This window comes from Micromonospora sp. NPDC049107 (genome assembly GCF_040648595.1).
Lineage (GTDB): Bacteria > Actinomycetota > Actinomycetes > Mycobacteriales > Micromonosporaceae > Micromonospora.
Window position 1 is genome coordinate 146,653 of the sequence record NZ_JBEZEC010000010.1, and the last position, 23,063, is coordinate 169,715.

The following is a 23,063-nucleotide window of genomic DNA, read 5'->3' on the forward strand; positions in this document are numbered from 1 at the left end:
TGGTTTCACCGGGGTGGGCGGCCGCCGGCGAGCGACGGCCGACCACCCGGCTTGATCAGGAATCGGGGTACTGCGTGGTCTTCACCGACTCCACGGCGCGAACGACGATCTTCATGGCTGCCTCCCTCCCCTCTCGGCTCGACCGACCACCTCCGGACCCCCGGGGGTGCCGTTGCGGTCGGGCACGAAGAGAATGGCAACCGACGATGGGCCGGTACGTTGTGGAATCGTTGCGATGCCGAAGGTGGCTGATGCTGTGCGGGTCTCGTGGTGAACGTGCGCGCCAAACCGGTCGGATACCGTCTGCTCGGCCCGGTGCAGGTCCTCGCCGGGGCACGACCGGTCGACCCGGGGCCACCGCGACAGCGGGCGGTGTTGGCGGCGTTGCTGGTCGACGCGGGCCGGGTCGTCGAACAGGCCGCGCTGGTCGACCGGGTGTGGGGCGAGCACGCCCCCGCCGACGCACGGGGCAGCCTGCGGGCGCACGTCACCCGGATCCGGCAGGTGTTGCGCGAGGCGGCCGGTGACGCCGACCCGCCGCCGCTCGTACACCGCTCCGGCGGGTACCTGCTGGAGATCGACGAGGAACTGGTCGACCTGCACCGGTTCCGTCGGTTGCTGCTGCGCGCCGGGGACATCGCTGACGACCGGGAACGGCTGGCCACCCTGCGCGCGGCGATCGGGCTGCGGCAGGGCGTACCGCTGGCCGGCATCGCCGGGGACTGGGCCGCCCGGATGCGGGAGAGCTGGACCCGGGAGCACCTGGACGCCGTGGTGGCGTGGGCGGACGCCGAGCTGGGTGCGCACAACCCGGCCGTCACCATCGGGCCGCTGGCCGAGCTGACGGCGGAACACCCGCTCGTGGAGTCGCTCACCGCCGCGCTGATGCGGGCCCAGCACGCGCTCGGGCGCACCGCCGACGCGTTGCGGGAGTACGCCGCACTGCGGACCCGGCTGGCCGAAGCGCTCGGAGTCGACCCGGAACCGAACCTCCAGATGCTCCACCAGGCGCTGTTGCAGGGCGCACCCCCGCAACCCCGGGCCGCGCCGGCCGCCGGTACGCCGGCCCCGGTGCCGGCGGAGCTGCCCACCGACGTCCGCGGCTTCGTGGGGCGCACCGACGCCCTGGCCGGCCTCGACAAGCTGCTGGCCGAGCCCACCGGGGTGGCGACCGGCGGCGTGATCGCGGTGGTCTCCGGCACCGCCGGGGTCGGCAAGACCACCCTGGCCGTGCACTGGGCGCACCAGGTGGCCCACCGGTTTCCCGACGGCCAGCTCTACGCCGACCTGCGCGGCTTCGACCCCGGCGGGGTGCCGGTCCGGCCGGCCACCGCGCTGCGCGGCCTGCTCGAATCCCTCGGCCTACCGCCCGAGCGGATTCCCGCCGACCCGGACGTGCAGGCGGCGCGCTACCGCAGCCTGCTGGCCGGCAAGCGGATCCTCGTCGTGCTCGACAACGCCCGCGACGCCGACCAGGTCCGGCTCCTGCTGCCCGGCGCACCCACGTCGGCCACCGTGGTCACCAGCCGCGACCGGCTCGCTCCCCTGGTGACCGCGCACGGCGCCCACCCGCTCGCCGTCGGCGTCCTCGATCCCGACGAGGCCCGGCTCCTGCTGGCCCGCCGCCTGGGCGTCGACCGGGTGGTCGCCGAGCCAGCCGCCGTGCAACAGATCATCGCCGCCTGCGCGCGGCTGCCGCTCGCCCTCGCCATCGTCTGCGCCCGCGCACAGCAGACCGCGTTCCCGCTGACCGCGATCGCCGCCGAGCTCGCCGACGTGCACGGCCGCCTCGACGCCCTCGACGCCGGCGATCCGACCACCCGGGTACGCGCCGTCTTCTCCTGGTCCGAGGCCGCGCTGAGCGCCGACGCGCGGCGGCTGTTCCACCTGATCAGCCTGCACCCGGGCCCGGACGTCGGCGCGCACGCCGTGGCGAGCCTCGCCGGGCAACCGCTGTCCCCCACCCGCGGTCTGCTGGCCGAACTGGTCCGCGCCAACCTGGTCGCCGAACCGGCGCCCGGCCGGTACGCCCTGCACGACCTCCTGCGCGCGTACGCCGCCGAGGAGGTCGCCCCCGACGACCGGCGGGCCGCGCGGTCGCGCCTGGTCGGCCACTACACGCACGCCGCGCACGCCGCGAACCGGCTCGTACACGCCCAGCGGGACCCCATTGCGCTCCCGCTCGACCCGCCGCCGGCCGCCGACACGCCGGAGCACCTGGCGGATTCGCGCCAGGCGACGGCGTGGTTCCACGCCGAGCGCGCCGCCCTGCTCGCCACGCTGCGCCTCGCCGCCGAGTCCGGCCTCGACCGGGAGGCCTGGCAGCTCGCCTGGGCCCTCGACACGTACCTGGAACGCCGTGGGTACTGGTACGACCGCGCCGTCGCCTGGCGGACCGCGCTCGAGTGCACGGACCGGCTCGGCGTCCCGGCCGCGCGTGCCGGCGCCCACCTCAGCCTCGCCCACACCGACCTGCGGTTGCAGCGGCTCGACGACGCGCAGGAGCACCTGCACCGCGCCCTCGACCTCTATGTGGGCAGCGACGACACGGCCGGGCAGGCGTTCATCCACCGCCTCTTCGCCTACCTGCACGAGCACCGGAAGGACTTGCCCAGCGCCCTGGAGCACGCCCGCCGCGCCGTCCTGCTCTACCGCACGGCCGGGCACGAACGCGGGGAGGCGTTCGCGCTCAACGCTGTCGGCTGGTGCCACACGCTGCTCGGCGACCACGCCACGGCCGTCGAATACTGCGAACACGCGCTCAGCCTCCTGCGGCGGGTGGGCGACCGCGGCGGTACGGCCGCCACCTGGGACAGCCTCGGCCACGCCCGACACCACCTCGGCCAGCACGGTCGGGCCGTCGACTGTTACCGGCAGGCCCTCGGACTGTTCCGAGAACTCGGCTACCGCGCCCACGAGGCGGACACCCTCACTCACCTCGGCGACACCCACCTCGCCGCGGGCGACGCGGGCGCCGCGCGGGCGGTGTGGCAGCAGGCCCTGAGCATCCTCACCGACCTCGACCATCCATGGAGCGAGTCGGTCCGCGCCCGCCTCGACGCCCTGCCTTCCTCGGCGTAGTCCGTGCGCCGGCGGGCCGGTCACCACCACCGGCGACCACGGGTTGAGCGGTCAGATCGCGCCCGACAACGACTCCGCCGTGTGGCGGGCGCTCCCCCACAACGCCACGACGCGGCCCGCTCGATCGGCGGAATGAGCGCGTGTACGGGCCGCGCTGTCGTCAGCGAGCATATTTCTCGATGGCGGCCGGGGTCACCGGGGTGAAGAAGTTGACCAGGTTGCCGTCGGGGTCGCGGAACAGCAACGCCCGGTTGCCCCAGGGCATCGTGGTTGGCTCGTTGACGAAGTCCTCGACGAAGCCGGCCAGGTTCTGATGCACGCCGTCCACGTCGTCCACGAGGAATTCGATGATGACGCTACGGTTGTCGGCCGGACGGGCGGCGCCAGGCGCGAACAGCGGGACGGTGCGGGTACTGCCGATCGCGAGGGTCGCGGAGGTGGTCCTCACCTCGGCGAAGTCCTCGTTGGCCCAGCTCGCCCGCACCCTCGTGACTCGCTCGTAGAAGTCGACGAGGCGCGCGACGTCATCCGTGATGATGCGGGTCGAGACGAAGTTCATGGTGATCTCCCTGTTCCGGTGGAGCCGTTCCACCTCGCATGCTAGGACCAATACCGGACAGAAACGGTCCATATTTACGCTAGGTTCCACGCATGGCTCGACCCACCGCTCGCGTGCTCGCTCTGCTGGAGCTCCTACAGTCGGGCGGCAGCCGGACGGTGGCCGAACTCGCCGACCGGCTCGGCGTCAACGGGCGCACCGTGCGGCGGTACGTGGACCACCTGATCGAGCTCGACGTGCCCGTCGAGTCGGTGCGCGGCCGCTACGGCGGATACCGGCTCGCCTCCGGATACCGCATGCCTCCGCTCATGCTGGGCGACGACGAAGCGCTCGCCGTGCTGCTCGGCCTGGTCGCCGGTCGCCGAGCCGGGTTGATGACGGCGACGGGCATGGCGAGTGAGACGGCGGCGGCGAAGATCCGGCGGGTACTGCCCGAGCGGCTCGCCCACCGGCTCGACATGGTGCTCGAATCCCTCACCTTCACGGCGCCGCCCGGCGAGTTCGCCGTCCCGGAGGCCGGGCTCCTGCTCACTCTCGCCGATGCCGTGCACCACCGCCGGCCGGTCTCGATCAGGTACACCACCGCCGACGGGCGGCACAGCGAACGCACGCTGCACCCATACGGGCTCGTCGCCCATTCGGGCCGGTGGTACGTCACGGGCGTGGATCCCGAGATCGGCGAAGACCGGACGTTCCGGTTGGATCGCATCGCAGACGCGAGGACCCTGCCCGGCGCGTTCGAGCCGCCCGCCGGACTCGATCCGGCGCAGCGCGTCCTCTCCGGGCTCGCCAAGGCTCCGTACCAGCATCAGGTGACACTGTGGATCCAGGGGACGGTCGAGCAGATCCGCGCCCGACTTCCCGCCAGCGTCGCCAGCGTCGCCAGCGTCGCCAGCGTCGCCAGCGTGCAGGAGCCGCCGGCCGGGCAAGACGCAGATCCGGAGACCGAGCGCTGGCTCCGCGTCGAGCTGTGGGCGGAGCGCCTCGACTGGTTGCCTCCGGTGCTCGCGTCACTCGACAGGCCATTTGTCATCGAGCAACCGGATGACCTCCGCGGTCTCGTCATCGCGCTCGCCGACCGGCTTGCGACCTCCGCCCGTGCGGGTCGCCGCGAGGGTGACCGCCAGGTCCGGCGTCGCGGCGCGGCCGACGAGGCGCCCGAGTCCGCCGAACCGCCGGCGTCGAAGGCGGCGCGCCGCAACCCGACAACTTAGCCCAGCGGCGCTGCGCGGTCGCCCGCCGGCACCTCTCGGAGCACGGCCGGGAGGTGCCGGCATTGTTGGTCACCTGGATCGGGGCCGGTCAGCTGTTACCGATCGGGACGATTTGGTGCTGCTCCCTCCGGTGTTGACGGATCGAGTACGTCACGGCGGCCGCCCAGATCGCGCAGACGACCGCGTAGCAGCCATAACGCAGGGTGGCCGAGGCATCGAACCAGTCACTGCGGAGCAGGGTTCGGCTGTTGGTCAGCACGATCATGCCGCCGACCGCCGAGCCGAGCACCCGGGGCGGGACCAGGCGTACGAGCCAGGCCGCCACCGGCGCGGCGACCACCCCGCCGACGAGCAGCGCGATGACCCAGCCGACGTTGATGTTCTCCGCACCGATACCGACGAGGAAGCCGAGGCTCGCCGCGACGGCGACCAGGAACTCACTGGTGTCGATCGACCCAATGACCTTGCGTGGTTCGAGCCTGCCGCTGGCCAGGATCGCCGGGGTGCCGATGGGTCCCCAGCCGCCGCCACCGGTGGCGTCGACGAAGCCGGCGAGCAGGCCCAGTGGACCGAGGAATCGCTTGCGCAGCGGCTTGCCCATGTTGCCCTTCGCCAACCCGAAGGTGGTGAAGCGGACCAGGAGGTAGCTACCGAGGGTGAGCAGGATCAGCGACATGATCGGTGCCGCCGCATCGGTGGAGAGGCTGGACAGGAAGGTCGCGCCGGCGAAGGCGCCGACCGCCCCCGGAATGCCGATCCGCGCGACGACCTTCGCGTCGACGTTGCCGAATCGCCAGTGGGCGGCACCCGAGGCGAGGGTCGTGCCGATCTCGGCGAGGTGCACGGTGGCGGAGGCGGCGGCGGCATGGACGCCGACGGCGAGCAGCAGGGTCGTCGAGGTCACGCCGTAGGCCATGCCGAGACTGCCGTCGACCAGTTGGGCGCCGAGACCGACCAGGGCCAGCAGGAGAATCTTGCGCATGAGGGACCACCAGTTCGTTGGGGGCAGGTGGAAGGGGAAGCGGACCGCTCGGGTTGGACGGGCGGGTGGGCGGCCCGTGGGCGAGGTCCTGCCGGTCCGGGTTGGCCGGCGGGCATCCGGCGGTGCCGCCGGGCACGCGGGCGTGGCGACCCGTCGACCCCGCGGGTGTCGAGGAACGGACGTACGGAGGGGTGGCGTGGAGCCACCGCCGTGGAGGGCTCGCGAAGCACGCCGCGCCCGGCTCGAACCGGCGCGACCCGGTGCGGCTGACCGGGGCCTCCCCGGCGGTGGTCGGTTGAGCGACGAGCGGGTTGCCCCGCTCGATGACATGGCATTTTGCCGGTTGATTCTCCCCCTCTCCGATAGGCATTACGAACATTAAGCGAGGGCCGACCGGGACCAATTCCATACTCAGGAGATAGGAATGGTTCCGGCCCCACCAAACCGACCAGATAAGAGTGCTTTTATAAGCCGGATCTGCAAGACGATAGTGATAGACATCACTTTCTCTGCCGGGCTAGTAACACTTCTGAATTCAAAGTACGTCGATAGTTAACACCGCGCCTCGCAGCCGGAGCGAAGCCGCCGGCCGCCCAACCGAGGTCAGGCCGTCACGGCTTGGCGGACGGAAGATGTCCCGCGTCTCATCGATGCGATCGGAAGAACCGCAGGCCAGCGGGCTATTTTGGGAAAGTTAACTGAGCCGTAACTAAGCTGGCCTAACTTAATCGGAGCCCGAGATCGATAGGCGACAATAAGCTGCGGGCGGCAACCTCGGTTGATCATCTGATTCATTCGGTCGCGCTCGAGACCCGGGCGCCCAATGAAGTGGGAGTCCGATGAGTCCTGCACCGAACACGCGCGATCTCGTAATCGTGATCAGCGTCGGTAGCCCCCTCGAACCCAGTCCCGGGATCGTGACCGCCGCCCGCCACGGCGGCGGTCACGGCGTCCTGGACCTCGCCTCCGGCGACAGCTGGACACTCACCGCCCTGGCCCAGGCCGCCGCCGGGTCGAGCGGACCGATCGGCGTACGCGTACCGGCCGGCTGCACCGCCACGCCGGCCGACGTGGAGCGGGCGGGCCACGGCCGGGTCGATCTCCTGGTCCTACCGCCGGATACGCCCTGGCCACTGGCCGACGTGGTCGACAGGTACCGAGTGCTCGTCGAGGTGACCAGCCTCGACGACGCCCGGTACGCCGCCGCCGCCGGAGCGCACGGGCTCATCGCGCGCGGCATGGAGGGTGGCGGCACAGTCAGCGAGCTCAGCTCGTTCGTCCTGCTCCAGCAACTGGCCGCTGCCGACGACATCGACCTGCCGATCTGGGTCGCCGGCGGCATCGGCCCCCGCACCGCCGTCGCCTGTGTCATCGGCGGCGCGGCCGGCGTCGTCCTGGACAGCCAGCTCACCCTCATGCCGGAATCGGAGCTCCCGGCGGACGCGCGGGGCGCGATCCGTCGGCTGGACGGATCCGAGACGGTCCTGGTCGACGGAGTACGCGGGATCCGCCGGGGCGGTCCGCACGACAGCGCCTCACAACTGCTGCCGATCGGCCAGGACGGTTGGCTCGCCGCCGTCTTCGCCCGGCGCTGGCCCGACACCGCCGCCGCCGTACGCGGAATCCGTGCCCACCTTCTCGAAGCGCTCGCCGAATCGTCTGCCGGGGACGCCCTGGCGCCGGGCGCCGCTCTCGCCGACGCCCTCAACGTCCGGATACCGGTGGTACAGGGCCCGATGACCAGGGTCAGCGACGAGGCCCCGTTCGCGGCCGCGGTCGCCGCCGACGGCGCGCTGCCCTTCGTCGCGCTCGCGTTGGCCGGCGCGGAACAGTCCCGCCGGGTGCTCCGGGAGACCGCCGATCGACTGGGCGAGCGGCCCTGGGGCGTCGGGGTGCTCGGCTTCGCGCCCGACGAGCTGCGTGCGGCACAACTTGAGGCGATCCGGGAGATCAGACCCGCGTGCGCGATCATCGCGGGCGGCCGTCCGTCCCAGGCCACGGCGTTGGAGCAGGACGGGATCAACACCTTCCTGCACGTACCGTCACCGGGGTTGCTGCGGCAGTTCCTGCGGGCGGGCGCGCGCAAGTTCGTCTTCGAGGGCGCGGAGTGCGGCGGGCATGTGGGGCCACGGGCCAGCTTTCCCCTGTGGGAGGCGCAGCTGCTGGTGCTCGAGGAGTTCCTGGCGGAGACGCCGGACGAAGCCGGGCGGCTGCAACTGCTGTTCGCGGGCGGCATCCACGACGCCCGGTCGGCGGCGATGGTCGCCGCGATGGCGGCCCCGCTGACCGGCCGGGGGGCGCAGATCGGGCTGCTGATGGGGACCGCCTACCTCTTCACCAGCGAAGCGGTGCAGGAGGGCGCCATCCAGCCCCTGTTCCACCGTACGGCCATCGCCGCCACCAGCACGTCGCTGCTGGAGACCGCCCCCGGGCACGCGACCCGCTGCCTGCCCAGCCCGTTCGTGGATGACTTCCACAGCGTACGGGAGGAGCTGGAGTCGGCCGGGGTGGAGAACCGCCAGGTCTGGGAGCACCTGGAGCTGTTGAACGTCGGTCGGCTGCGGATCGCCAGCAAGGGCGTACGCCGGGAGAGCGACGGCCTGGTGGAGGTCGACGAGGCGGTGCAGGCCGTCGAGGGGATGTTCATGGCCGGCCAGGTCGCGGTGCTGCGCCACGCACCGACCACGGTCGCGGAGCTGCACGCGCAGGTCACCACCGAGGCACAGGAGTTCCTCGCGGTACGGACCGCCGCGCTGCGCGCCGAACTCGTCCCGCCGACCGCGCCGGTGGACGAGCCGGTCGCGCCGCTGGACATCGCCATCGTCGGCATGTCCTGCGTGCTGCCCGGCTCCCCCGACCTGCACAGTTTCTGGCAGACCGTACTCAGCGGCACCGACGCGGTCACCGAGGTGCCTGCCGACCGGTGGGACGTCGACACGTACTACGCGCCCGAGGTGGAGCCGGGTCAGGCCGGTCGGATCAGCGTCTCCCGGTGGGGTGGGTTCATCGAGCCGGTCCCGTTCGACGCGATCCGGTACGGGATACCCCCGGCGGCGCTGAGCAGCATCGACCCGACCCAGTTGCTCGCGCTCGAGGTGGCGCATCGGGCGCTCGTCGACGCCGGATATCCGTACGACGCGGCCGGCGCGGACCACCGTTCGACCGGGGTGGTGTTCGGGGCCGAGGCCGGCAGCGACATGGGTCACGCCCAGACGCTGCGGACCATGCTCCCGGCCTACCTCGGGGACGTGCCGCCCGAGTTGGAGGACCAACTCCCCACGGTCACCGAGGACAGCTTCCCCGGCGTGTTGGCCAACGTCATCGCCGGCCGGATCGCCAACCGTCTCGACCTCGGCGGTCCCAACTACACCATCGACGCCGCCTGCGCCTCGTCGCTCGCCGCGATGGACGCCGCCTGCAAGGAGCTCAGCGCCGGCAGCAGCGACCTGATGATCTGCGGCGGCGCCGACCTGCACAACGGCATCAACGACTACCTGATGTTCACCTCCGCGCACGCCCTCTCCCCCACCGGCCGGTGCCGCACGTTCGACAGCACCGGCGACGGTATCGCCCTCGGCGAGGGGGTGGCGTGCGTCGTACTGAAGCGGTTGGCCGACGCCGAGCGCGACGGCGACCGGATCTACGCCGTGATCAAGGGCATCGGAAGCTCCAGCGACGGACGTGCGCTCGGGCTCACCGCCCCGAGGGCGAGCGGGCAGCGACGCGCCCTCGACCGGGCCTACCATCGCACCGGGGTCTCGCCCCGACAGGTCGGTCTGGTCGAGGCGCACGGCACCGGCACGGTGGTGGGCGACCGTACCGAATTGGAGACCCTGACCCGGTTCTTCGACGAGGCCGGCGCGGAGCCCGGTAGTTGCACGCTGGGCTCGGTGAAGTCGCAGATCGGGCACACCAAGTGCGCGGCCGGCCTGGCCGGCGTGATCAAGGCGAGCCTCGCGCTCTACACCGGAGTCAAGCCACCCACGATCCACCTGACCCGCCCCAACCCCGCGTGGAATCCGGCCCGCAGTCCCTTCGCGTTCTACACCGGCGTTCGCCCGTGGATCGCGCCGGCGGCCGAGCGGCTGGCCGGGGTGAGCGCGTTCGGGTTCGGCGGGACGAATTTCCACACCGTGCTCGGCGCGTATGCGAACAGCCCCGAGCCACGGCACACCCGGCAGTCCTGGCCGGCGGAGCTGTTCTGCTTCCGCGGCGCCGATCGGCCCGCGGCACAGCTGCGGGTACGCCGGCTGCTGGAGATGCTGTCGAACCGCGACGAGCTGGGCCGACCGTGGTCGTTGCGGGACCTGGCCGCGTCGCTGTCCGACGAGGCCGACCACCGGGCCGGCGCGGTCCAGATTGCCATCGTCGCCCGTAACCGGAACGAACTCGCCGAGCTGTTGGGCCGGGCCGTCGCCGGCGAGCACGACCCGGCACGCGGGCTGGTCCAACCGCCGAACGACCCGGAGCCGGGCAAGGTGGCCTTCCTCTTCCCCGGTCAGGGCAGCCAGCGGCCGGGTGCGCTCGCCGAACTGTTCGTCGCGTTCCCCGAGCTGCGGCACTACCTGCGCCTCGGCGCCGAGTGGGCGGACCTCCTCTTCCCGCCGTCGGCGTTCGACCCGGAGACGGCCCGCGAGCAGGAGGACCGGGTACGCGACACTCGGGTCGCCCAACCCGTCCTGGGCATCGGCGGCCTCGCGGTCGACCACCTGCTACGTCGGCTGGGCGTCCGGCCCGACCTGACCGGCGGACACAGCTACGGGGAGCTCGTCGCGCTCTGCGTAGCCGACGCGTTCGACCCCGAGACCCTGCTCGCGCTGAGCCGGCAACGGGCCGAGGCGATCCTGACCGCCACCGGCGACGACCCGGGCACCATGGCGGCGGTCACCGGCACCGCCGAGCAGGTGAGCCAGGTGCTCACCGCATCGGGGCTGGCTGGCGACATCGTGCTGGCCAACCGGAACACCCCGACGCAGGTCGTGATCTCCGGCCCGACTCCCGCGGTCGGGTCGGCGGTGGCGGCGCTGCGCGAGGGCGGGCTGTCGGCCCGTCAGCTCTCCGTCGCGTGCGCGTTCCACAGCCCGGTGGTGGCCGGCGGCACCACACGTTTCGCCGAGGCGCTGGCGTCCAGCACGGTACGGGAGCCGGCCATCCAGGTCTGGTCGAACCACACGGCAGCCCCGTACGACGGGGACGCCGACCGGGTACGTGAACGGCTCGCCGCGCAGATCGGCGCGCCCGTGCGTTTCGTCGAACAGATCGAGGCGATGTACGCCAGCGGCGCTCGGACCTTCGTGGAGACCGGCCCCGGTCAGGTCCTCACCAAGCTGGTCCGGGCCATCCTCGGCGACCGGCCGCACCTCGCGGTCGCCACCGAGCCCCGTCCCGACGAGGGGCTGCGCGGCTTCCTCGTCACTGTCGCGCAACTGGCCTGTGCCGGCGTCCCGGTTTGGACCGGCTGGTTGTTCCAGGGCCGCGACACGGCGGACGTCGGGGCGGTCAAGACGGGCCAGCGTCCGTTCTGGACCGTGGACGGCCAGCTCGTACGAGATCAGTCCGGGAACAGCCTGCCCGGCGGAATGACGCCCCCACGACGGATCAAGGAGTTGTCGATGACCGCTTCGAACGGAACCGCCTTCAGTGGTCGGGACGGCCGCGACGAGTTGCTGAGCGAGTTCCTCCGCACCAGCCGGGACATGATCGCCTCGCAGCGGGACGTGATGCTCGCGTACTTCGGCGACGGCGCGGGTGGGCGACTCGTGTGGCAGCCCTCGCAGGCGTACCCGCCGGTGGTGCTGCCGGGTCACGGGACCGAGGTCGACGCGGTCGCGACGACGACGGCGGTGGTGGTGGCCGCTCCCCCGGCCGCACCGACGGGCGGGGTCGAGGTGGCCGCTGTGGCGGTCACCTCGTCCGGTCCTGATTTCCAGACCGCGATCCTCGACGTGATCAGCGAACGCACCGGCTACCCGGTGGACCTCATCGAACTCGACCTCGACCTCGAAGCCGACCTCAGCATCGACTCCATCAAACGCGCCGAAGTCGCCGGCGAGGTCGCCGCACGACTCGGCCTCGCCGTCGACGGCGACGAAGCCGAACTCGAAGACCTCGTCAAGGCCCGCACCGTACGCACCATGGTCGACTGGCTCAACCAGAAGATCCGGTCGACGACGGGTACGACCGTGATCCACGCGACCTCCGTACTCGGCCCGGCGAACGGGGTGGCGCACTCCACCACTGTCGTCACGACCGGCACTGCCGTGATGACCCGTCCCGACTTCCAGAGCGCGATCCTCGACGTGATCAGCGAACGCACCGGCTACCCGGTGGACCTGATCGAACTCGACCTGGACCTCGAAGCCGACCTCAGCATCGACTCCATCAAACGCGCCGAAGTCGCCGGCGAGGTCGCCGCACGACTCGGCCTCGCCGTCGACGGCGACGAAGCCGAACTCGAAGACCTCGTCAAGGCCCGCACCGTACGCACCATGGTCGACTGGCTCAACCAGAAGACGCAGGAGGTGACCGCCCCGGCGCCGTCGCCGAGTAACGGCGCGCTGGCCCTCACCGCACCCACACCGATGGTGGCACCACCCGCCGGAGCGCCCTCGGCCCTGGCCACCATGAGCCCGGCCATCGCACCCGCGCCGGTCCCCACCGTGTCGGCCACCGCCAGCGGTCCGGCCGGGATCACACCGAAGCGGCTGCTGCCCCTGGCGACGGTGGTCGCGGGACCTTCCGGCGCGGACACCGGCGCCCCACCGGCCGGGCAGCCGGCCGACGTGCTCGCCGGAACGCGTTTCCTCATCACCGGCGCCAGCCCGGCGCTGCCGTACCTCGCCGAACTGCTCCAGAAGCAGGGCGCGGCCGGGCAGACGGGTGTGCTGGACGAGAGGCAGGCCGACCAGCTCGCCGGCTTCGACGGGCTGATCCTGCTGGACGGTCTGGACGGCGCCGGAGCACCCCTGCTGCCCGACGTCTTCCCGTTCCTCAAGCAGGCGCTCGCCGCCGGTCCCCGCTGGCTGCTCGCGGCAGGACCGGTCGGCGGCACCGAACGGAGCGACGGCCTGGCCGGCCTGTTCCGTACCATTTCCAGGGAGTACCCACAGGTGGCGGCCAGGTACGTCCAGGTGGACGGTGCCGCCGAACCGCAGCAGATCGCCCGACACCTGATCGACGAGCTGCTGGTCCCCGGGGAGACCCCGGCCGTCGTGCGGCGCGAGACCGAGCGGACAACTGTCTCCCTCACCCCGGTGGCGCTGGGCGCGGTGGCGACCAGCGGTGCCGGGCCGGCCGGTGACGGCGCCTCCGAGGCCGCCGCGATCGGCCTCGACCGGGATTCGGTGGTGGTGCTGGTCGGCGGGGCTCGCGGGATCACGCCCTGGTTCGCCCGCGCGGTGGCCATGGCGAGCCGCTGCCGGATCGAGCTGGTCGGCCGCACACCGCTGCCGACCGGGCCGGAGGATCCGGACCTGGTGTCGGCCCGGGACAAGGCGTCGTTGCGTGCCGCGCTCGCCGGCCGGGGTCTGCGGTCACCGGCGCAGATCGAACACACCGCGCAGGCGATCCTGGCCGCCCGCGAGGTCGGGACGACCCTCGCCGAACTGCGGGAACTGGGCAGCGAGGTGCGCTACCACGCCCTCGACGTACGGGACGCGTCGGCGATCCGCCGCCTGCTGCTGGACGTCGAGCGTACGCACGGTCGGGTCGACGGCGTGGTCTACGCGGCCGGCGTGATCGAGGACAAGCTGATCGCGCAGAAGGACCCACAGTCGTTCGCCCGGGTGTTCGGCACCAAGGTCGACGGTGCCCGTTCGGTACTGGGCGGCCTGGACGAGCTGAACTCGCCCCCTCGGTTCGTGGTGCTGTTCGGCAGCATCGCCGCGGCATACGGCAATCGAGGTCAGAGCGACTACGCCGCGGCGAACGACGCGGTCGACGCGATCGGCGCCCGCTGGGCGGCCAGCACCGGCAACCGCTGTCTGACCGTGCACTGGGGGCCGTGGGCACCTGGCGCCGGGCACGGCGGGATGGTCAGCGACGAGCTGAGTCGGGAGTACGCACGCCGCGGCATCGATCTGATCGACCCCGAAGCGGGTGCCTTCAGCCTGCTGAGCGAGTTGGCGTGGGGCGACCCGAAGATCAATTCCGTGGTCTACACCGCCTCCGGCTGGTGATCGTCCAGCGGATTCGGCGGCACCCGAGCCGCACACCCGGTACGCCCGTCGACGGTGGAGCGAGAGGCCGAAAATGAACACGAGTACCGATCGGAGCGACCCGATCGCGATCGTCGGGATGGCGGCGGTGATGCCCGGCGCCGGCAACCTGGAGAGCTACTGGCGCAATCTCGTCGACGGGGTGGACGCGATCACCGACGTGCCGGCGAACCGGTGGGACGAGGAGTTCTACGACCCGGAGCAGGCCCACCGGCCGGACCGGATGTACTGCCGGCGCGGCGGGTTCGTCGACGAGTTCGCGACCTTCGAGCCGCTGCGGTTCGGCATCATGCCCGCCTCGGTCGCGGAGATCGAACCGGACCAGCTCATCGCCCTGAACGTGGCCGCCGCCGCGATCGATGACGCCGGCGGCGCGGACCGACTGCCCGGCGGCGACCGGGTCGGTGTGATCCTCGGTCGGGGCGGCATCCTCAGTCCGGCTCAGGCCCGCTACGCCCAACGGGTGCGGATGTCGAGCCAGGTCATCCAGGTGCTGCGGGAGCTGATTCCGGAGCTGGACCAGAGCCGGCTCGACCTGGTACGCGAGAAGTTCGACGAGCGGCTCGGCCCGTACCAGCCGGAGGGGACGATCGGACTGGTGCCGAACCTGGCCGCGTCCCGGGTGGCCAACCGGCTCAACCTGCGCGGTCCGGCGTACACCCTGGACGCGGCCTGCGCCTCGTCGCTGATCGCGGTCGACCAGGCGATCACCGAGCTGCGCAGCGGACGGTTGGACGCCGTCCTGGCCGGTGGAGTGCACCACGTGCACGACATCAGCTTCTGGTCGGTGTTCAACCAGTTGCGGGCGCTGTCCAGGCGCGGTGAGAGCCGGCCCTTCCACCGGGAGTCCGACGGCCTGCTGATCGGCGAGGGCACGGGTGTGGTCGTACTCAAGCGGTGGTCCGACGCTGTCCGGGACGGCGACCGGGTGTACTCCGTCATCCGGGGTAGCGGGATGTCCAGCGACGGCCGCTCGGCGAGCATGTTCAACCCGGCCTCCTCCGGACAGGTGCTGGCCATCCGGCGGGCCTGGGAGGCGGCGGGGCTGGACCCGACCGCGCCGGACGCGCTGGGGTTGCTGGAGGCGCACGGCACCGGCACACCCACCGGCGACGCGGCCGAACTGGTCTCGGTCGCCGAGGTCTTCGGACCGCATTCGGGCGACGGGCCACGCCCGGTGATCGGATCGGTCAAGTCGATGATCGGGCACACCATGCCGGCCGCCGGCATCGCCGGCCTGATCAAGGCGACGCTCGCGGTGTACCGGGGAGTCCTGCCGCCCACGCTGCACTGCGACGATCCACGCTCGGAGATGGCCGCGACCCGGTTCGCCCCGATCCCCACCGCCCGCCCGTGGGAGAGCGACGGGCCGCGTCGGGCCGGGGTGAACGCCTTCGGCTTCGGCGGCATCAACGCACACGTCATCATCGAGCAGGCGCCCGAACCCGCCGGTGTACGGCAGCGGCCGACCGCCGGGCAGCCGTTGGCGGTGGGTGGAGCGAGTGTCGGACGAGACACCGCGCCGACCACGGGCAGCTCGACGGTTGCGGTGACCGAGCCGGACCAGGTGCTCTGGCTCGCCGCGCCGGACCCCGCCCAATTGGCCGGCCTGCTGGCCCGCAGCGACCACGAGGTGCGGGCCCTCGGCGTCGAACGGGCCCGGAGCAACCGGCCCGCCAACGGGGCCGAAGCGTGCCGACTCGGCATCGTCAGCCCGACCGACAAGCTGCTGGCCGTCGCCCGCAAGACGGTCGCCCGCGGTCAGGCCTGGCGGGGCGGACGGGACATCTGGTTCAGCCCGTCACCGCTGCTGGCCGCCGGCACCGGACGCCTCGCCTTCGTCTTCCCCGGCCTGGAGGCGGAGTTCGCGCCCCGTACCGCGGACATCGCCGCGCACCTCGGACTGCCGGACCGGCAGTGGTCCGCCTCGGACCTGGGCCGGCACGGCGCCGGGCTGATCGAGGTCGGCAAACTCCTCGACAGGGCGCTGCGCCACCTCGGCGTGCTACCGGACGCGGTCGCCGGACACAGCATCGGCGAGTGGACCGCCGCGGCGACCAGCGGGCAGATCAGCACGGCGGCGATGGACGACTTTCTGGAACTGTTCCACGCCGACTCGGTCGAGGTCTCCGGATACGTGTTCGCCGCCGTGGGAGCTGGCGCGGACCGGGTCACCCCGATGCTGGGTGACTTTCCGGGGGTGGTGCTCTCGCACGACAACGCCCCGGGGCAGTCGGTGGTGAACGGCCCCGAACCCCAGGTGGACCGGCTGGTCGAGGCCCTGCGTACGGAGAACGTGCTGTGTCAGAAGTTGCCGTTCCGGTCGGCCTTCCACACCCCCGTGTTCGTCGACGGCCTGCAGTCGATCGGCGCGGCGCTGCGGCGGTGGGAGGTACACCCGACTCGGATACCGGTCTGGTCGGCGACCCTGGCGGCACCGTTCCCCGCTGACGAGGCGCAGGTCAACGCCCTGTTCGTCAGGCACATGATGGAGCCGGTCTGGTTCCGTCAGACCGTCGCGGCGATGTACGACGCCGGGGTACGGGTCTTCCTCCAGGTCGGTGCGGGACAGCTCGCCTCGCTGATCAGCGACAACCTGCGCGGGCGTGAGCATCTCGCGATGCCGGTGAACGTGAAGCACCGCAGCGGGCTGGACCAGCTCCGCCGGGTCGCCACCGCGATCTGGGTGGAGGGCGGCAGCCCGAACCTGACCGCGCTCGATCCGCCGTTGGCGAAGGCAGCCGCGAAACCGGTACGCCGTGGCCCGTCGATTCCGCTGGATCTCGGTGGCCCACTGGTCCGGCTCGGGGCGGGCGCCGCCGGTCTGCTCGGCGTGTCAGCGGGCGGCACCCCGCCGAACCACCTGGCCGCGGGTCCGCCAAAGCACGGTTCGGCCGTCCCGGTCGGCGCCTCGCCGGCAGTCGGAGCGGAGCGGCAGCCGGAGCCGGCGGGTAACGGCACCAACCCGGCGGCGGCGCTTGCCGCCCTGCACAGGTTGACCGGACGGTCCAGCGCGGCCGCGGAACTCGCCGCGCTGTTGCAGGACACGGCTCGGGACGCGGCAAGCGTTCTGGACGCGGCCGCCCGGCCGGCTCCGCCGGTACCGCCGCGCCCGGGTGTCGGACAACCCCCGGTCGCCCCGCCAGCCGGACCCTCCCGAACCGCCGCGCCCGGAGGCCGTGGCAACGGCGTCGCGGGCAACGGCGTCGGTTCGGCCAACGGGGTCGACACCGGCAAGGCGGTCAGCGGCAGCACGAGCAACGGCGACCCGGGTCCGGTTCGGCGGATCACGTTGCGGGTCTCCGTCGAGAACATGCCGTACCTGAAAGACCACTGCTTCTTCGTCCAGCCACCGGACTGGCCGAAGATGGAGGACCGGTGGCCGGTGGTGCCGGCCACCACCCTGGTGCAGCACATGGTCGACGCGGCGGAGCAGGCCATGCCGGGCCTGCGGGCGGTGGCCGTACGCGACGCCCGGTTCAACCGTTGGCTGATAGCCGAGCCGGGTCAGGACGTCGAGATCGCGGTGCGGCCGACCGGTGACGGCCTGGTCTCGGTCACCTTCGGCCCGTACGCCCGGTCGATGGTGGAACTCGCCGCGGACTATCCGGCGGACCCGCCCGAGGTGTGGCGGCACGATCCCGCGACCGAACGGCCGCCACGGATCAGCGCCGAGGAGATGTACGCCGAGCGGCTGATGTTCCACGGCCCCCAGTTCCAGGGCATCACCGCCGTGCACGCCCTCGGTGACATGCACGTACGGGGGGTGGTCCGCGCACCCGTGCCGCCGGGCGCCCTGCTGGACAACGCGCTGCAGCTGATCGGCAACTGGCTCATCACCACACAGCCGTTCCGTACCGTCGCGTTGCCCGTGGGCCTTCGCCACATCCGCTACTTCGGCCCCCCGCCGGCACCCGGTACGGACTTCGAGTGTGTCGCCCGGGTGCGCTCGATCGACGACGCACAACTCGTCGCGGACACCCAACTGGTGGTCGACGGCCGGGTGTGGGCACAGATCGAGGGCGCGGTGGACCGGCGCTTCGACAGCCATCCGCAGGCCCGGCCGGCGGAGCGGTTCCCCGAGCGGCATCCGATGTCGCTGATCCAACCCGAGGGCTGGACGATGGCCTTCGACTGCTGGACCGACCTGGTCACCCAGGGCATGGCCGCCCGCGGCATCCTGGGCTCGGCCGCGTACCAGGACTACGAGCGGCAGCCCGCCAGATCCCGCAAACAGTGGCTGTTGGGCCGGATCGCGGTGAAGGACGCCGTCCGGTTCCGGTTGTGGGAGGACGGACACCGCGACATCTACCCCATCGAACTGACGGTCGGCAACGATCCGGACGGGCGACCCCGGGTACACGGACGTCCGGGCCGTGACCTGCGCGACTGCGATGTCTCGCTGGCGCACTGCGCGGAGATCGGCGTCGCGATCGCGAAACCCCGCGGGCCGGCGTCGCCATCCGACGCGCCCGGCGTCGGCATCGACGTCGCCGAGATCACCGACCATCCGGAGAGCACCCTGCGCTTCGCCCTGACCGACGGGGAGACCGCCCTGTTGGACTCGCTCGGCGGCGACGCCGAGGACCGGCGGCAGTGGTTCACCCGGTTCTGGGCCGCCAAGGAGGCCGTCGGCAAGGCGGAGGGGACCGGACTCGACGGCCGCCCGCGCCGGTTCGTGGTGACCGGCGCCACGGACACGGTGCTGACGGTCCACGTCGACGACCGGAGCTACCCGGTCCAGCACCGCGAGGTCGGAAATCCCGAAGACCTACCACCTCGACGGTACGTGGTCGCCTGGACCTGGGGCCCGCGGACCGGGACCGATCAGCCGTGACCGGCATCCACTCCCGACCATCCGAAGGAGCACCTCCCATGGCCGCCTCGCACGCCGACATCCTCGCCGAGCTCACCGGGATCATCCACGCGGTCCTCGGCGACTTCGCCGCCGACGAACCCATCACCGTGGACACCACCTTCCGCGACGACCTCGGCATGGAGAGCATCGACGTCGTCTCCCTCGCCGGCCGGCTGCAGGCCCGGTACGGCAACACCGTCAACTTCGCGCACTTCGTCGCCAAACTCGATCTGGAGACCGTGGGCGAGCTGCGGGTCGGGCAGCTGGTTGAGCACATCGCACGCTCCCTCGACGCGAGCCCCACCGTCGTCGAGGCGGTCCACTCGTGACGATGATCCGGGCCAACGGGATCGACGTGCACGTCGAACACCTCGAACCACCGGCCGGTGAGCCGGACGAGGTCGGCGCTGACCGGGGTGCGGGGCCGACCCTCGTGATGATCCACGGAATGGCCTCCGACAGCCTCGCGAGCTGGTACTTCACCCTGGCCAAGCCCTTCGCCGACGCCGGGCTGCGGGTGGTGATGTACGACTTGCGGGGGCACGGCCACAGCGAGCGCCCGCCCACCGGCTACACCCTCGACGATTTCGTCGACGACCTGTCGGCGATGCTGACCGCACTTGACGTCACCGCTCCGGTGCACCTGCTCGGCAACTCGTTCGGCGGCACCATCGCGTTCGCCTACGCGGCCCGGCACCCCGACCGGGTCGCCTCCGTCGCGGCGGTCGAATCCTCGCCGCCGACCCCGGCGTGGATGGCCCGGGTCGCGCGCCGGCTGGACCGGGCCGCCGACCTTCTGCCCCGACCGGAGGCGCTGGCGCAGATCGTCGCCGGCCGGGGGGCCCAGGTGGCCCGCCGGGCCCGGGATACCGGCGAGCTGCTCATGGCGACCACGCTGGCCCGGGACCTACCGGCGAGTGCCCTGCCCAGTGCCGCGCAGATCAGCGCGATCGACGTACCGGTGCTCTGCCTCTACGGCGCGAACTCCGCGGTCGTCGAGCTGGCACCGGCGGTGGTCCGGCTGCTGCCGCAGACGCGGACCGTGGTCCTACCCGGCGAGAAACACACAGTCCTGGTCGACCGGCCGGAGGCGGTCCGCCGGCTCGTCCTGGCGTGGCTCCGCGAGGAGTGCTCCGTCGAGGTGGCCGAGGTGGCCACCGCCCCGTGACAACCCAACGTGCAGGAGGTCCTCGGATGGACACCCCGGTCACCGGCAGGTCGATCATCATCAGTAACGGCCGGTGCGGCTCGACGCTGCTCTCGGACCTGATCGCGGAGCAGCCCGAGACTCTCTCGGCGCAGGAGTTCTTCATGTCCGTCGCACCCTGGGCACGCAGTTCCGAGGTGCTGACCGGGGCCGCGTACTGGGCGGTGCTGAGCAGCCCCAAGGCGGAACTCGCCACTCTCTTCCGAATCGGGTTGCCGCCGAAGGAGGTGCGGTATCCCGCGACCGGGAGGTGGGCCGACCGGATGACCGAGTTGCCGCGGATCCTCGCCATCACCCTGTCGAAGCTGACCCCCGACCCGGACCGCCTCTTCGACCAGCTCGCCGAGCGGGTGCCGGACTTCCCGACGCAGTCGGTCGGCGACCACCACCGGATGTTCCTCGACCTGCTGGCCGTGATGACCGGCAAGCGGCGCTGGGTCGAGCGTTCCGGCGGGTCCAGCCACGTCGCTCCGTACCTTCTGCGGGCATTTCCCGAGGCGAAGGTGGTGTATCTGACCCGCGACCGGGAGGCGACCGCCCGCTCGATGAGCCAGCACTCGTCGTTCCAGCTGATTCAGCTGCGGGTGGAGTTCCTCGGCCGGTGCGGGCTGGATCCGTTCCGGATCGAACCCGGCCAGTCGGTGCCCGAGGACCTGGAGCGTTACCTGCCGGACCGGCTCAGCGCCGACCTGCTCCGGGATCGGGGCCAGGACCTGCGCCGCTACCTCGGTCTGAGCGCGTTCCTGACCAGCCAGGCCGAGCAGGCGCTCACCGACCTGCCGCCGCGCCACCTGCACCGGATGAGCTACGAGGACCTGGTCGCCGACCCGATCGGGCAGCTCGGCCTGCTGGCCCGGTTCCTGGAGTTCGAGGACTGGGAGGACTGGGCACGGCGGGTCGCCCCACGGGTGGTCAGCCCCGCCCGGTCCCGCGAGGTCGCCGCGGCCTGACCCGCGATCGTGCCCCACCGACCCTCAGGACTCCGTCGAACGAGAGGAACCATTCGTGAAACCACTCCGGATGTCGGGCCGGCGACCGCTCGCCGCGGCCGCCGTACTGGGACTGTTGTACGTCCTCGCGGCGCCGGCGTCAGCCGCCGCCACCCCGATCGGGACGGATGCGCCGGGTACGGCCGGACATCAGCCAAAATACGAGCGGAAGCTGATCGGGAAGGGCACCCCGGACGAGTGCTTCGCCGGTATCGGCGTGGCCTATCCACCCGGTCCGCCATGCGCCACCGGCCAGCCGAAGGTGAACCAGTCCTACCTGTGGGGCATGACCCAGACCGCGCAGAGCCTGTGGTTCGGCACCGGAGCGAACGTCAACTGCATGACCAGCGGGCGCAACCTGCGCAACACGACACCGAACCTGAACGACGACTGGGTGTGCGAGTACGGCGAGAGCCAGATCGCGAAACGTAACCCGACTCTGCCCCCCACCCTGGGCGACCATCGCCCGCCCCGCCTGTACACGTACGACAAACGTTCGGGGCGATTGACGGAGAAGACCGAGGCGGTGAAGGCCGCCTCCACCACCGACGCCAACCGGCTGAGCACGACCGCCGGAATCCGGGCCGCCGGCACCCATCAGGGGGTGGCGTTCCTGGGCGGGCCCGCCCTGGGCGAGAGCATCAACCTGTTCGCCTTCGACACCGACACCGGCGCCTTCCTCGGCTCGATCAACCTGCCGGCGTACGGCAACATCCGCCACTTCGTGGTGGCCGACGGCGCGCTCTACGCGGGTGTCGGGGTGGGCGCGAACGGCGGCAACCGGGGGCACGTGCTGCGCTGGACCGGCTCCAAGAGCAATCCGTTCAGCTTCGTCGAGGTCGCGAACCTACCGGCCCAGGCGGCGGATCTCACCGTGCACGAGGGGCGGATCTTCGTGACGACCTGGACGGGTTCCGGTGACGACGCCCTGGCAGCGGCCGTGCCCGGCACGACCGACGAGCCGCTGTCCGGGGTCGCCGGGGTGTGGATGAGCCCGAAGCTGTCGCAGGGGGAACGCGGCCTCACGCCGGCCGACGCCGACAACTGGACCCAGGTCTGGTCGGTCGACGGGTACGAGCCCGACCCGGTCGTGGCCCGCACCTACGCCCTGGGTGGGCTCGCCTCCTTCAACGGCTACCTGTACTGGGGCACGATGCACGTGCCGATGAAGGCGACCACGGTGCACATCGCGACCTACCCACCGGCGGACGAGGCCGCGCTGCGGTCCACGGTCCGCAGCACGCAGCGGGCGATCAGCATCTTCCGAGGTAAGAGCTTCGGCGACCGTCACCAGCGGGTGGACCTGCTGTACGGCGCATCCCAGTTGCCCGCCTACGACCCGGCGGGCAACGGCGGAGCGGGCCTCTGGGCCGCCGCCTCGACCGGATACACCCCGTTGTACGGCCCGTCGGGCATGGGCAACCCCTACAACAACTACACCTGGAAGATGGCGGTGGCGGGCGGGAAACTGTACGTGGGCACCATGGACTGGAGCTACATCTCCAAGGACCTGGGCCAGGACACCGCCCGGCTGTTGGGTGTCACCGGCCCCGCCGCGGCCGAGTTCGGCAAGGCCTCGGTACTGGCCGACGACCCCCCGCCGGCCCCGGTCTACGGCGGCGACCTGTTCGTCTTCGACTCGACCAGCAGGCCGGCCACGGTGGTGGACAACAGTGGGCTCGGCAACTACCTGAACTACGGGATCCGCAACATGATCGCCGACGGGTCGACCCTCTACCTGGGCATGGCCAATCCGATGAACCTGCGTACGGACCCGGACGACGATGTTCCCGAGGGCGGCTGGGAACTGATCCGACTCAGCGTGCAGCACTGTTAGGGCCTGTTTCATGAGGGCGGTCGAGCCGAGGCGGAGTCCGGGCGGCGATCCGGCAGGGCGCGGTGGGGGGCGGGTACCCGGGTTGTTTACGGGCGCCACCCCCACCCCCCCCCGCGGCCG

10 protein-coding genes are annotated in these 23,063 nt (G+C 71.8%); 8 read left to right on the plus strand and 2 right to left on the minus strand.

Translation table 11 applies throughout. The features are described from left to right. The first annotated feature begins 276 nt into the window (after positions 1–276). A complete protein-coding gene (locus tag AB0B55_RS24465) occupies positions 277–3,081 on the plus strand; it encodes a tetratricopeptide repeat protein (protein WP_357174044.1) in 2,805 nt (934 codons plus the stop codon). A gap of 160 nt (positions 3,082–3,241) precedes the next feature. On the opposite strand, the gene AB0B55_RS24470 is transcribed toward AB0B55_RS24465, so the two are convergent. Continuing rightward, on the minus strand, positions 3,242–3,640 hold the full coding sequence (locus AB0B55_RS24470; protein WP_357174047.1) for a VOC family protein: 399 nt from the start codon (positions 3,638–3,640) through the stop codon (positions 3,242–3,244). Between the two features lie 92 nt (positions 3,641–3,732). Between AB0B55_RS24470 and AB0B55_RS24475 the strand changes: the two genes are divergently transcribed. Then, on the plus strand, positions 3,733–4,854 hold the full coding sequence (locus AB0B55_RS24475) for a YafY family protein (RefSeq protein WP_357174050.1): 1,122 nt from the start codon (positions 3,733–3,735) through the stop codon (positions 4,852–4,854). 88 nt (positions 4,855–4,942) lie between these two features. Here AB0B55_RS24475 and AB0B55_RS24480 read toward each other — a convergent pair whose 3' ends face one another. Then, a complete protein-coding gene (locus tag AB0B55_RS24480) occupies positions 4,943–5,836 on the minus strand; it encodes a sulfite exporter TauE/SafE family protein (RefSeq protein ID WP_357174053.1) in 894 nt (297 codons plus the stop codon). A gap of 917 nt (positions 5,837–6,753) precedes the next feature. Between AB0B55_RS24480 and AB0B55_RS24485 the strand changes: the two genes are divergently transcribed. The 6 genes from AB0B55_RS24485 (at position 6,754) to AB0B55_RS24510 (ending at position 22,943) form a co-directional block, all read left to right on the plus strand. Continuing rightward, complete coding sequence (locus AB0B55_RS24485; protein ID WP_357174056.1) at positions 6,754–14,013, plus strand: SDR family NAD(P)-dependent oxidoreductase; 7,260 nt, start codon at positions 6,754–6,756, stop codon at positions 14,011–14,013. 73 nt (positions 14,014–14,086) lie between these two features. After that, positions 14,087–18,889, plus strand: coding sequence for a beta-ketoacyl synthase N-terminal-like domain-containing protein (locus AB0B55_RS24490; protein WP_357174058.1), 4,803 nt, complete (start codon positions 14,087–14,089; stop codon positions 18,887–18,889). 38 nt (positions 18,890–18,927) lie between these two features. Next, the gene (locus AB0B55_RS24495) at positions 18,928–19,239 is read left to right on the plus strand and encodes an acyl carrier protein (protein ID WP_357174061.1); all 312 of its coding nucleotides are present in this window, start codon (positions 18,928–18,930) and stop codon (positions 19,237–19,239) included. 2 nt (positions 19,240–19,241) lie between these two features. Then, positions 19,242–20,078: an alpha/beta hydrolase gene (locus tag AB0B55_RS24500; protein ID WP_357174262.1), complete on the plus strand. Its 837-nt coding sequence runs from the start codon at positions 19,242–19,244 to the stop codon at positions 20,076–20,078. Positions 20,079–20,104: 26 nt separating this feature from the next. Next, positions 20,105–21,067, plus strand: coding sequence for a sulfotransferase domain-containing protein (locus AB0B55_RS24505; protein WP_357134580.1), 963 nt, complete (start codon positions 20,105–20,107; stop codon positions 21,065–21,067). A 55-nt stretch (positions 21,068–21,122) separates the two neighbouring features. Then, complete coding sequence (locus AB0B55_RS24510) at positions 21,123–22,943, plus strand: hypothetical protein (RefSeq protein WP_357174064.1); 1,821 nt, start codon at positions 21,123–21,125, stop codon at positions 22,941–22,943. Positions 22,944–23,063: the final 120 nt, after the last annotated feature.